Consider the following 13,208-nt stretch of genomic DNA (forward strand, 5'->3'; position numbering starts at 1 on the left):
GAATCGAAAAATAATCTGCTGTTGACGGTGTTCCGTCTTCTTTATAACCACAGGCAACTGTTTCGAACCTGAACTGTACTTTAAATTTTTGTACCCCTCCTTCAACGACTACACGCATTGCCCACATACCTTCCAAGCAATCATCATCATTAGCCGGCTCTGTAAAGGACATACCCAAACGCTTTTCATCTGATCCGCACTCATCGCATACCGGATAACTGGTTTTCCGCATTTGGCTTAATGACCACATATTATAATTATAAGGGCTTGTATAGTTAATATTCAAAATTCACAACAGTAGCGTATTGGTCGCGCTCAGCTTCCGGCTGTAAATCATAGTAAAATTAGAACTTTTGAAAGCAATTCACAACGATTAACACCTTCTATATTGATTTGATTTAGCTGTAAATCATAGTAAAATTAGAACTTTTGAAAGCAATTCACAACGATCATCCTGTACTACTTCCATTTTAGCCTGTTGTAAATCATAGTAAAATTAGAACTTTTGAAAGCAATTCACAACATAATCAACCTACATGCATTATAAGTTTTGGTTGTAAATCATAGTAAAATTAGAACTTTTGAAAGCAATTCACAACCAAAGACAGGAACGCTGCGCTGCTTAGTGCGTTGTAAATCATAGTAAAATTAGAACTTTTGAAAGCAATTCACAACAAAAAATGTAAAATTTCTTAATAATAAAAAGTTGTAAATCATAGTAAAATTAGAACTTTTGAAAGCAATTCACAACAAAAAATGTAAAATTTCTTAATAATAAAAAGTTGTAAATCATAGTAAAATTAGAACTTTTGAAAGCAATTCACAACTTGGCTTAGCTCCGCTAATATCCGCAGGATGTTGTAAATCATAGTAAAATTAGAACTTTTGAAAGCAATTCACAACACACTCCCGTTCACTCTGAGTTTTCCTTTTGTTGTAAATCATAGTAAAATTAGAACTTTTGAAAGCAATTCACAACTGAAATCAAAATCAATAAAGAAAGGCGCGGTTGTAAATCATAGTAAAATTAGAACTTTTGAAAGCAATTCACAACATTGTTCTATTGTATTCATAGAACAAAGTGTTGTAAATCATAGTAAAATTAGAACTTTTGAAAGCAATTCACAACTAAGATTAGCAATATATTCCAAAATAGCAGGTTGTAAATCATAGTAAAATTAGAACTTTTGAAAGCAATTCACAACTATCTTGTACTTCTGACAACGGAACTATTAGTTGTAAATCATAGTAAAATTAGAACTTTACGCCAAAATCTGCTTGTTAAAAAGATAAAATGTTCAATTCAATACCAAAAAAACAAAAAATTCCTTTCCCGATCCTACTTTTGGGAGCAAAACTAATCAGCAGCTCTTTTTAAACAATGAGAAAAAAACACCTGAACTATTTTATCAATCTACTCCTCCTTACTATTATAGCAAAAACCTACGGACAGGAAAAAAGGGTCCTCCCGTTAGAAAATACTCCGATTGAAATGTATGTGTTCTCTAACACACCTCAACCGATGTCTAATATCAGTGCTCATTTTATCATTTTACCGGAAGATGTTTCTTTAGAAAACGGATCGCAAACGGATCTAATCAAAAATGAAAAAATAGAATTCGCTACCGACTATAGTTTTTATTACTATCTGAAAATTCCGCAAAACATTCGCCATTCCCATGAAGTTATCCGTTTTTTAGAAACTATTGTAAAAGAAACTTTTGACCGGGACTTTTTCAACAGGAATAAAGTTCATCTATACCTGAAGAATACGGATATTCTTTTTAATTGCAGTGATTTGAACAGCTTAAACACTTACTTTGCCAGTATTTGGGTTTCTAAAACCGATCCTGTTTATAACTGTCATAAAGACTTTATAGCAGATATTGCCAGTACTAATCTGAGAGCTAAAAAAAGAAACAGCACTACTTCCGTTTCCTACGAAACCGTAACAACTAACAAAGCTCAGGAAGTTCAGGAAAATAACGAATTCCTAAATTCTTTGAGTAAATTAAGTCGAAAAGTACAATTCTCTTTTGCAATTGGCTATAATACGATCAATAAAAACTATCAAACAGAATTTGATCAGGAAACATTGATCGATTTCAGCGAACTCAATACCATTTGGACTATTAACGCCGGTTATATGTTCTCAAAAAAATGGGGCGGTTTATTCAATCTGAGTTTTCTGAATAAAAAAGAAAGTTCCGATCAGGAATACAAAACCACTTACAACAACATTATTATTTCGGGTAACGGAAGTGGTGCCGGTATGGTCAAATTCGGATTAGGCTTGCGTTTCATTCCTTATAGTCACAAAAGATGGAGTATAACGACTGACCTGACGTATGGTTTACTAACCGCTAAGGCCGGAGGTGGTTCCGGTAACATAACCATTTATAGCGGCGGAACGTATAGTGATATTGAACGAGTAGAAAAGGAAGAAAAAACAAACTACACCGATCTAACTGTCAGCACAAACTACAAATTAGGGAAAGTTGTCTTTCTGTATAGCAGTTTCAACTATTCTTTTTCTAAATTTGATAATACTATAGGATCTGTAAAAGGTTTTACCGGTTATACTATTTCTTTAGGACTAGGATTCAATTTTTAAAAAATACATCTTATAAAATTAAACTTATACTAATATAAAATTTACAAAGTATAATTTTATACTAAATTTCTTTATTTTAAAATCACTTTCTTATAACTTTCAGTTGTTTTTCGTTCAATAGTTTAGCACAATTTAATTACTAAACTATACTACATGAAAACAAAAATTACACAACTATTATTATTTTTATTTACAACAGCCTTTTACGGACAGGTTACCCAAGCCGGAGATATTGCTTTTGTCGGCTTTAATGCTGATGCCAATGATGACTTAGCAATTGTCACTTTTCAGGACATACTACCCAATACCTCTATTATTTTCTGCGATTCGGAATGGAACGGTTCTTCTTTCGGAACAGATGAAGGCGATTTTACCTGGGATTCCGGTGCTACTACTATTCCTGCCGGAACGATCATTACTTTTAATGCTATCAGTTCCGCTTTAACACCCTCTGTAGGAAGCATTACGGTAAATAATGCCGGAGGGATCAGCAGTTCCAGTGAGGCTATATTCGCTTTTTTAGGTACTCCCCCACGTACAGTAAGTACTATGCTGGCTGCTATAGCAAATGACAGTGGTGCTTTCGGAACTTTAGACAATAGCGGACTTATATTGGGTACTACTGCTATTGTTTTACCGAACGGAGCTGATGTGGCACAATACAACGGTCCGAGAACAGGCTTAACTCAGGCTTCTTTTTTAGCCGCTCTTAACAATATGAACTATTGGGATTCAGAAGATGGTAGCGGTGACCAATCTGCTAACGGTTCGGCTCCGGATCTTCCTTTCGATACTACTGTTTTTACATTAGGAACAACTTCTTATCCGGTGGTTAATTTTGATAACTCTATTTCGGTGGTTCAGGAAGATGCCGGAACCGTAGTTGTTTCGATCTCTTTATCAGAAGCCGCTATTCAGGATAGTTCTATAGATATTGAGCTTAGTGCAGGTGGAAATGCCACAAATGGTAACGAATTCAGTTTTTCCGATCAAACGGTAACTTTCCTGACCGGAGAATCTCAAAAAAACATAACCATTACCTTAAATGATAACCTGACATCTGATATTGATGTTTTCTTTGCTGTTTCACTTCACAATCCGAATAACATCACACTGGGTAGTACAACACAACAGTTGGTTTATATTTTAGATAATGAAATGAGCGCTCCGGCAGGTTCTAACACCTTAGGGGTCTCTTATTTAGGCAGCTACACGGTAGATGCTTCCGGTTCAGCTGAAATCGTAGCACACGACCCGGGTACCCAACGCTTGTTCGTTCTAAATGCTACGGCTGCTAAAGTTGAAATATTAGATTTTTCTAACCCTTCCTCTGTTTCACCCATTAATTCAGTAGACATGACCGCCTACGGAATCGGTGCTACTAGCATAGCTGTAAAAAACGGAATGGTTGCTGCAACCGTAGAAGCAGCTTCTCAAGGTAACGGAAAAGTCGTTTTTATGGATACAAACGGTACGATTACAGATGTGGTTACTGTAGGTATTTTACCGGACATGCTTACCTTTACCCATAACGGAACCAAAGTTGTAACGGCTAACGAAGGAGAACCAAACGATGACTATACCCTGGATCCGGAAGGTACAATTTCTATTATCGACGTTTCAGGAGGTTTAAACAATATTGCTCAGGCTAATGTGGCTACATTGAATTTCAATGCCTTTGACAGTCAGATTGCTGCTTTAAAAGCTAACGGCATTCGTATCTTTGGACCGGGATCAACGGTTTCCCAAGATCTTGAACCGGAATATATTACCATTTCTGATGACGATACAACAGCATGGGTTACTTTACAGGAAAACAATGCCTTAGCAGTTGTCAATTTAACAACAAATCAAATTACAGATATTATCCCATTAGGAACCAAAGACCATTCGCTGGCTTCGAATGCTTTTGATGCATCTGATAATTTAAGTGCTATCTTTATGAGCACCTGGCCGGTAAAAGGTTTATATATGCCGGATGCTATCGCACACTATACCGTTGGCGGAACTACTTATCTCGTAACAGCAAACGAAGGTGATTCAAGAGATTACAACGGTTACTCAGAAGAAGTTCGTATAAAAAGTAATAGTTATGTTCTGGACCCAAGCGTTTTCCCGAATGCCGATCTACTCAAAAAAGACAGTAATTTAGGCCGACTTACAGTAACGTTAGCTTCCGGTGATACGGATAATGACGGTGACTTTGATGAAATTCATGTTTACGGAGGGCGCTCTTTTAGTATATGGAATGCCTCCACAGGAACCTTAGTATATGACAGTGGTAATGATTTTGAATATATCACAAAAGAAGATCCTACATTCGGAAACTTATTCAATGTCAGCAACGACAACAATAACTTTAAGAACCGTAGCGACAATAAAGGTCCGGAACCTGAAGGAGTAACTGTAGCTGAGATCAACGGAAACCATTATGCTTTTATCACGTTAGAAAGAACCGGAGGTCTAATGGTTTACAATATTACCGATCCGAACAACCCGTTCTTTGAAACCTATCAAAACAGCAGAAATACAACTACTTTAGGAGGTGATCTGGGACCGGAAGGGATTATCTACATTGCTCCGGCTGATAATTCAAGTAACAAAGGCTTAATTGTTATGGCTAATGAAGTAAGTGCTACTTTAAGCATTTATGAAATGAACAACGTTACGCTTAGCACTGCTGATTTTTCTACAACAAAAGAACAATGGATCGCTTATCCGAACCCTGTAAAGAACGGAACGGTACACTTCAATAAAATCGTTCAGAAATTAATGGTTTTTGATACTCACGGAAGAAAAGTATTAGAAAAAGAAAATACTGATTTTATCAACTTAGACAGCTTATCTCAAGGTTTTTATATTATAACGAATGAGAACACTGAAGCCTTAAAAATCTATAAAGAGTAGAATTTGTTAATAACTGCCCCCGAACTCCTTTCTTGTTTTATACCGGAAAGGAGTTTTCTTTTTAGGATAATCTAAAACTAATATTCGTATTTTTACTTCCGAAAAAACAACTGATATGAAACTTGTATTTGCCTCAAACAACAAAAATAAAATTGCCGAAATCAAACAAATGTTGCCTGCCGACATCGAATTACTAAGCTTACAAGATATCGGTTGCATGGAAGATATTCCTGAAACCGCAAATACCATAGAAGGAAATGCGATTTTAAAAGCCGATTATGTAACTGAAAAATACGGCTACAATTGTTTTGCCGACGATACCGGATTAGAAGTTGATGCTTTAGACGGAGCACCGGGAGTTTATTCTGCCCGTTATGCAGGCGAACAAAAGAACGATAAAGATAATATTCGTAAATTATTGAGTGAATTAGGTCAAAATACAAATCGGAATGCCCGGTTCAAAACAGTTATTGCACTCAACTTAAACGGTACGCAATATCTTTTTCCCGGAATTGCAAAAGGTTCAATTATTTTTGAAGAACAAGGCGAAAAAGGATTTGGCTACGACCCGGTCTTTCAACCCGAAGGCTTAAAGGTAACTTTTGCCCAGCTTTCTATGGACGAAAAAGCCAAACTAAGCCACAGAGGAATAGCTACCCGAAAACTGATCGCTTTCTTAAATGATCTTAGCTTTTAATTGTTATCACAGGTAAACTCCAACTAAAATGAACCGCCATTAAACGGAAAATAATAATAAACAGGGAAGTGATCAATTCATTAACGGAATCTTCCAATCCTAAAAAGCGTAATACAAAAAATAAAATGCCACCTATAATACAGATCGTTGCATAAATAGTCCCTTTTCGCAACAAAAGAGGTATTTCATTACATAAAATATCCCGGATCAAACCTCCGAAACTTGCCGTAATGGTTCCCAGAGTGATACAAACTGTCGGATGCAAACCGTATTCTAAGCCTTTTTCAATCCCTATTAAGGTATAAACTCCTAAACCGATCGTATCAAACAAAAACAATGATACCCGAAGCTTATTCAAATAATTCCTGAATACTATAGCAACTATACATCCCAAAATAATGATGTAAACATAATTCAGATTTTCCATCCAGCCTACCGGCATCCTTCCTATCAGAACATCGCGCAATGTTCCGCCTCCCAAAGCCGTAACAAAAGCAATGATAAATACACCGAACAGATCCAGTTTTTTATTGATCGCCGCCAAAACCCCGGAAATTGCAAACACAAAAACTCCGATTATATCTAAGATTTGAATCATTATTTATTTTTTGCAAAAGTACCACCATTTATTTTTTTCTTAAAACTTATTTTTACCGCAAAAGATCACTTTACTTTCTTTCGGCAACTCATACAAACCTAACAAACTAAAAATCAATTACTAACAAATTAGCATATCTCATTTATTAGCCCTACCTTTGCACCTATTTTTAAACATATACATGAACAAATTTGAACAATTGGGTCTTAATGAATCGCTACTGCTGGCGATAAAAGACCTTGGATTTGAAAATCCATCGGAAGTACAGGAAAAGGCGATTCCCATTTTATTGGAAAAAGACACTGATATTGTTGCACTGGCACAAACAGGTACTGGTAAAACGGCAGCATTTGGTTTTCCGCTTATTCAGAAAATCAATGTCGATGACAGAAGAACTCAGGCTTTGGTGCTCTCACCTACACGCGAACTTTGTTTGCAGATTACCAATGAAATAAAGCAATATTCCAAATACGTAAAAGAACTACATACTGTAGCTATTTACGGTGGTGCTAACATTAATGAACAGGCTAAAGAGATCAAACGCGGAGCACAGATTATTGTTGCAACTCCCGGTAGAATGCAGGATATGATCAACCGTGGTATGGTAAACATCAAAAACATCAACTATTGTGTTTTAGATGAAGCTGACGAAATGTTGAACATGGGATTCTATGACGACATCACAGCCATTTTATCAGACACACCGGATGAAAAATCAACTTGGTTATTCTCGGCTACTATGCCTCAGGAAGTAGCACGTATTGCACGCGAATTCATGCGTAAACCACTTGAAATTACGGTTGGACACAAAAACTCAGGCTCTCAGAATGTATCCCACGAATTCTATTTAGTGAATGCTCGTGACCGTTATGCGGCTTTAAAACGTTTAGCAGATGCTAACCCGGATATCTTCTCCGTTGTTTTCTGTAGAACCAAAAGAGACACGCAGGCCATTGCTGAAAAATTAATTGAAGACGGATACAATGCTGCTGCACTACACGGTGACCTTTCTCAGGCGCAACGTGATGCTGTAATGAAATCGTTTAGAGGACGACAAATACAGATGTTAGTTGCTACCGACGTAGCTGCTCGTGGTATTGATGTTGACGATATAACACACGTAATCAACTATCAGTTACCGGATGAAGTAGAAACCTATACCCACCGTTCCGGTCGTACCGGTCGTGCCGGAAAATCAGGTACTTCTATGGTTATTGTAACAAAGAGTGAGTTGCGTAAGATCAACCAGATTGAAAAGATCATTAAAACGAAATTCGAAGAAAAACCGATTCCTTCAGGTATTGAAATCTGCGAAATTCAGTTGTTCCACTTAGCAAATAAGATCAAAGATGTAGAGATCGATCACGAAATTGACTCGTATTTACCGGCTATTGAAGAAGTTTTAATTGACTTGTCAAAAGAAGAACTGATCAAACGTATCGTTTCCGTTGAATTCAACCGTTTCTTAGCTTACTATAAAAAATCAAGAGACATCAGTGCGGAAACTTCTTCAAACAGAAGAGGTGAAATCCCTACTGACGGAGCTGTACGCTATTTCATTAACATTGGCTCAAGAGATAATTTTGACTGGATGTCACTTAAAGATTTCTTACGCGATACGTTAGAATTAGGTCGTGATGATATCTTTAAAGTAGATGTAAAAGAAGGTTTTTCATTCTTTAATACTGATGCTGAACATGTTGACCGTGTAATGAACACGATGAACAATATTCGTTTAGAAGGGCGCAAGATCAATGTGGAAATTTCTAAAAATGACGGAAGCCGAAATCAAGGGCGTAGAGATCATGGCGGAAGAGACCGAAGAAATTCAGGCAACCGTGAACGAAGAGGAAATTCTGATCGCAAGTTTGAAGGACGAAAAGACGGAAAACCATCCGGTGAACGCAAAGGAAGAAGAAGTAACGATACTGAGAAAGGCTTTTTTGACAGGGCAAAACGCTCCAGAAGAAGCTAGTTTCGTTAATTTTAAGATAAAATAATAAGAAACTATAAAATATCTCAGTTTGATTCGTATTTTTGAATCAAGATTTACCCAACAATGAGATATTTTATAGTTTTTTTATTAGCTATATTTTCCAATTTTGCTCTTGCGCAAAATGACACCTTGGTAGCCAACCTGCAAGGAACTGTTATTAATAGCCAAACCCGTTTACCCATGAATAACGTTCACGTTATCAATACATCATTAGTAAAAGGGACTATAACCGACGGAAATGGTTTTTTTGAATTACCGGCTCGTGCAAACGATACTTTATTATTTTCCTATTTAGGTTTTGAGACCATTAAAGTAAGGGTTACCCACGACTGGATCAAAAACAAGTCATCTAAAGTGGTCTTAACCGAAAAAGCTTATGCCCTAGAGGAAGTCGTTTTGGCGCGTTATAACTTAACCGGCTATGTGGAAGTCGACACGGATCTCATTCCGGTACATGAAGACAATTACCGTTACAGTATTTCCGGTTTAAATGCCGGTTATGAAGCCGGAGACAAATCTCCCGGAGCCGTGACTAAAGTTTTACAATCGATCTTTAATCCTGCTGACTTTTTATACAATACCTTTGGCAAGCGTCCGAAACAGATGGAAAAGCTCAAAAAAATGAAACAGGACGATACGGTCAGGGAACTTTTGGCAACTAAATATGACCGCCAGACTTTAGCGGCTTTATTAGAAGTAGACAAAGACGATATCCCTCTGATCCTGCAAAACTGCAACTATTCGGAATATTTTATCAAAACGGCAAATGACCTTCAAATTCTGGATGCCATCAGTGCTTGTTATGAAGAATATAAGATTTTGAAAAAGAATAAATAAGTAATACTCAACAGTAAAACAGGTAAAAGTAATATATATTTAAAATTAATCTTCTTACTTCTACCTTAGTGTTTTTTCTTTACTTTTAGAAGTAACTACTATTGTTTCACTAATTTTATCCATTGCGTTACCGGTAAGATAACTGGAGGAGCAGGTGATGAAAAATCATCCTGAGTTGAATGAACCGGAAGTATGTAGATACGAATCGCTTCAACTACCACTGTTGAAAACCGAAATATTTAAAATAAAGGGATTTGTAAATCCCTTTATTTTTTGTTTAATCTTAAATATTACACTGCCCTATAAAAAAAACACTTTATTATCACTAAATGAAAACAGTAGTACTACTGTTTTATTAAAGTATAATCACCAAAAGGAATCGAAAAATAATCTGCTGTTGACGGTGTTCCGTCTTCTTTATAACCACAGGCAACTGTTTCGAACCTGAACTGTACTTTTAATTTTTGTACCCCTCCTTCAACGACTACACGCATTGCCCACATACCTTCCAAGCAATCATCATCATTAGCCGGCTCTGTAAAGGACATACCCAAACGCTTTTCATCTGATCCGCACTCATCGCATACCGGATAACTGGTTTTCCGCATTTGGCTTAATGACCACATATTATAATTATAAGGGCTTGTATAGTTAATATTCAAATTACTTAAAGTATTTGCCTTTTCAACTCCATTTTCTATATACTGAAATTCACCTACTAAATAATCTGCATAATAAGAATTCCTTTTAAACATCATCTCTTTCTTAAAAAAAGTTACCTTTAATATCGTATCTCCTTCCGTATACATCCAGGTTCCGACAAACTGGTCAAAATAATTATCGACATCTTTATAATAAGCTCCTTGAAGTTCACCAAATTCAATAGTGTCATCAAATAAACCTAATACCGGATTCTGTGCTTTACAATGTGTAAAAGCAAGGCTCAATAGTAATACATACAATATTTTTTTCATAATCGTTAGTTTTTATTCGTTACAAGGAGTGCTGTTACCGAGTTATAAAAAGTAGTAGAATCTTTGTTCAACTACTACTGTTGAAAACCGAAATATTTAAAATAAAGGGGTTTGTAAATCCCTTTATTTTTTGTTTAATCTTAAATATTACACTGCCCTATAAAAAACACTCTATTATCACTAAATGAAAACAGTAGTACTACTGTTTTATTAAAGTATAATCACCAAAAGGAATCGAAAAATAATCTGCTGTTGACGGTGTTCCGTCTTCTTTATAACCACAGGCAACTGTTTCGAACCTGAACTGTACTTTAAATTTTTGTACCCCTCCTTCAACGACTACACGCATTGCCCACATACCTTCCAAGCAATCATCATCATTAGCCGGCTCTGTAAAGGACATACCCAAACGCTTTTCATCTGATCCGCACTCATCGCATACCGGATAACTGGTTTTCCGCATTTGGCTTAATGACCACATATTATAATTATAAGGGCTTGTATAGTTAATATTCAAACTACTTAAAGTATTTGCCTTTTCAACTCCATTTTCTATATACTGGAATTCACCTACTAAATAATCTGCATAATAAGAATTCCTCTTAAACATCATCTCTTTCTTAAAAAAAGTTACCTTTAATATCGTATCTCCTTCCGTATACATCCAGGTTCCAACAAACTGGTCAAAATAATTATCGACATCTTTATAATAAGCTCCATCTACATCACCTAAATAAAAATTAGGATCAAATCTGGGGATTATGGGGTTCTGTGCTTTACAATGTGTAAAAGCAAGGCTCAATAGTAGTATGCATGCTGTTTTTTTCATCTTCTTTTAATTTTAGTTGCATGGCACGGTTGTCACATTATTAGTTGCCTGATTGAGTTCTAATCGGTGTCAATTGTCTAAACTGCTATTTGCTTGTAAAGCGAAACACACTATGGGAACTGCCTTTGTCTCCTAAAAATGCTGTATTACACTACTAAAACAAAGACAATAGCCACAGCAACCTGTAACTATTGTCTTAAAGTAACTGAAACCATTTCTTGTTTAAGCATTGTAAACTCACCCTGTGGTAAAGAAAAGTCAGGAGGAAGAGATTCCCCTATATGATAATTTACTCTATTTTCATCACTCCATTTTTGTAAGGATCATGGTATACGGAAAAGAATAACCCGATAGTACAGGCTGAGCATTGGGCGACGAAAACCTATTTTCCATAGGGTGTACTTCTAATTTAGCCGTAAAAACCTGACCTACAGCAGTTAAATTGGGGTCATATTGAAGGTAAAAATACCCAGATAACTTTTTGTTTTTTTCTTTATCAGTCATATTTATATTTAAAATTGTTGGACTATCGTAAGATGTAATAATAGTAGCATAATTTTCAGTTAAAAAATCAGCATCTTCTGTTGAAAAATTCAAATGGTCGTAAGTAACAACTCCGTTTTGAATATTTTTATAGCTCCCTAAAATAACGTCCTTGGTATAGGGGTTAAAATTTTGCGGATTCCATTGCGTTTTTTTGACAAATTTTATAGTAAAAGTATTGGTGCCGTCTGTCCATTGCCAGGTGCCTACAAACGGATCAAGCATGCCATTTATATCTTTTATATAAGTATTTCCACTAAAATAATCATCCGGAGTGGCTGATGAAAGGGGAACTATAGTTTGTGCCGAAAGCAAACTCATGCTTAACAAGGCTAAAAATGTAAGTATATTTTTCATTTTATTTTTGTTGTTTTTTAATTTTGTTTTACGGGCAAGGTGTGGCTATTTTTTGCCCCGAACTATTTATTTCTATTTTGCTCCAGTTGTTAAAATTACTGTCGTAACAACGGTACAGTCCTATACCATTATTGCCTGATGTCTTTAAAAATTTAGCCAGTCCTTTTTCACTAGTTTGAACATAAGTACTGGTATTAAAGTTTGGCACATTCTTGGGGACTATAACACCTGCTTCTCTAAACTGATCATTACGCATATCTTTTATTGTATTCCCTATTGCTCCCGATGTATCCCAAGCCGTTCCCCCAAAAAAAGCATCTCCCCAGCTTACGAAAGCATTCTTATCTTCAATGCGTAGCGCATAAACCGTGCCATAAGCAGAAAGTATGTAAAACGTAAAATTATTGGTATCGTTAATGTTACCACTGTTTAGCATGGCATAAATACTATGTATATCGTCTAATGACGGTACCGAATAATGTGGCGTGCCGTGGGTGTGCATAAAAGTACTAATATTGAGCGCTACATTATTTGCATCTGTTAGATTAAAAGGCGATAGCCCTACACTAAGTGAATCAGTATGAAACGGTAGTACCATATTTGTGTTATTTTCTCTAATAACCACATTACCGTTTTCATCACCGGAGCTATAGCAAGAGCCTGTAGGTTGTACATCATTTTTTATTTCTGTAAGCAGTTGCTTTTCTGTTGTAGTACTTTGGTCTACTTTATAGACGGTTTTGTTTGCGGTATTTTTCAATTGTTCACAAGGCGTTTCTATCACTTCAGCCGGCTCTGTTGCCGGAATAGAAATTATTGTGCCATCACTACAACCTTTACAAGTATCTCCGGTATC

General features: G+C 36.1%; 11 protein-coding genes and 1 CRISPR repeat array. Of the genes, 5 read left to right on the top strand and 6 right to left on the bottom strand.

Going from position 1 to position 13,208, the window contains the following annotated elements:
• Nucleotides 1-250, bottom strand: a 250-nt coding sequence (locus NHF50_RS01375; RefSeq protein WP_252774805.1) for a DUF6705 family protein, incomplete at its 3' end; no start/stop codon positions are given.
• A gap of 77 nt (nucleotides 251-327) precedes the next feature.
• Nucleotides 328-903: direct repeats of the CRISPR family, unit length 44 nt; unit sequence TGTAAATCATAGTAAAATTAGAACTTTTGAAAGCAATTCACAAC.
• Nucleotides 904-1,381: 478 nt separating this feature from the next.
• Between NHF50_RS01375 and NHF50_RS01380 the strand changes: the two genes are divergently transcribed.
• From NHF50_RS01380 to NHF50_RS01390, 3 genes are all read left to right on the top strand, one after another.
• Nucleotides 1,382-2,614: a hypothetical protein gene (locus NHF50_RS01380; protein ID WP_252774806.1), complete on the top strand. Its 1,233-nt coding sequence runs from the start codon at nucleotides 1,382-1,384 to the stop codon at nucleotides 2,612-2,614.
• A 153-nt stretch (nucleotides 2,615-2,767) separates the two neighbouring features.
• Nucleotides 2,768-5,521: a choice-of-anchor I family protein gene (locus NHF50_RS01385; RefSeq protein ID WP_252774807.1), complete on the top strand. Its 2,754-nt coding sequence runs from the start codon at nucleotides 2,768-2,770 to the stop codon at nucleotides 5,519-5,521.
• A 115-nt stretch (nucleotides 5,522-5,636) separates the two neighbouring features.
• Complete coding sequence (locus NHF50_RS01390; protein WP_252774808.1) at nucleotides 5,637-6,218, top strand: non-canonical purine NTP diphosphatase; 582 nt, start codon at nucleotides 5,637-5,639, stop codon at nucleotides 6,216-6,218.
• On the opposite strand, the gene NHF50_RS01395 is transcribed toward NHF50_RS01390, so the two are convergent.
• Nucleotides 6,208-6,816: a trimeric intracellular cation channel family protein gene (locus NHF50_RS01395; RefSeq protein WP_109567995.1), complete on the bottom strand. Its 609-nt coding sequence runs from the start codon at nucleotides 6,814-6,816 to the stop codon at nucleotides 6,208-6,210. The two genes, NHF50_RS01390 and NHF50_RS01395, sit on opposite strands and share 11 nt — an antisense overlap.
• Nucleotides 6,817-6,997: 181 nt before the next feature.
• On the opposite strand from NHF50_RS01395, the gene NHF50_RS01400 reads away from it, so the two are divergent.
• Together NHF50_RS01400 and NHF50_RS01405 are read left to right on the top strand one after the other, a co-directional pair.
• A complete protein-coding gene (locus tag NHF50_RS01400; RefSeq protein WP_109567996.1) occupies nucleotides 6,998-8,791 on the top strand; it encodes a DEAD/DEAH box helicase in 1,794 nt (597 codons plus the stop codon).
• 84 nt (nucleotides 8,792-8,875) lie between these two features.
• Complete coding sequence (locus NHF50_RS01405; RefSeq protein WP_109567997.1) at nucleotides 8,876-9,649, top strand: carboxypeptidase-like regulatory domain-containing protein; 774 nt, start codon at nucleotides 8,876-8,878, stop codon at nucleotides 9,647-9,649.
• Nucleotides 9,650-9,993: 344 nt separating this feature from the next.
• On the opposite strand, the gene NHF50_RS01410 is transcribed toward NHF50_RS01405, so the two are convergent.
• The 4 genes from NHF50_RS01410 to NHF50_RS01425 all read right to left on the bottom strand — a co-directional run.
• Complete coding sequence (locus tag NHF50_RS01410) at nucleotides 9,994-10,623, bottom strand: DUF6705 family protein (protein WP_252774809.1); 630 nt, start codon at nucleotides 10,621-10,623, stop codon at nucleotides 9,994-9,996.
• A gap of 199 nt (nucleotides 10,624-10,822) precedes the next feature.
• A complete protein-coding gene (locus tag NHF50_RS01415) occupies nucleotides 10,823-11,452 on the bottom strand; it encodes a DUF6705 family protein (RefSeq protein WP_252774810.1) in 630 nt (209 codons plus the stop codon).
• A gap of 303 nt (nucleotides 11,453-11,755) precedes the next feature.
• On the bottom strand, nucleotides 11,756-12,352 hold the full coding sequence (locus NHF50_RS01420; RefSeq protein ID WP_252774811.1) for a DUF6705 family protein: 597 nt from the start codon (nucleotides 12,350-12,352) through the stop codon (nucleotides 11,756-11,758).
• A 28-nt stretch (nucleotides 12,353-12,380) separates the two neighbouring features.
• Nucleotides 12,381-13,208 (bottom strand): hypothetical protein (locus NHF50_RS01425; protein WP_252774812.1); only part of this gene is annotated, 828 nt, incomplete at its 5' end.

This window comes from Flavobacterium sp. NRK F10, from assembly GCF_024054235.1.
GTDB lineage: Bacteria > Bacteroidota > Bacteroidia > Flavobacteriales > Flavobacteriaceae > Flavobacterium > Flavobacterium sediminis.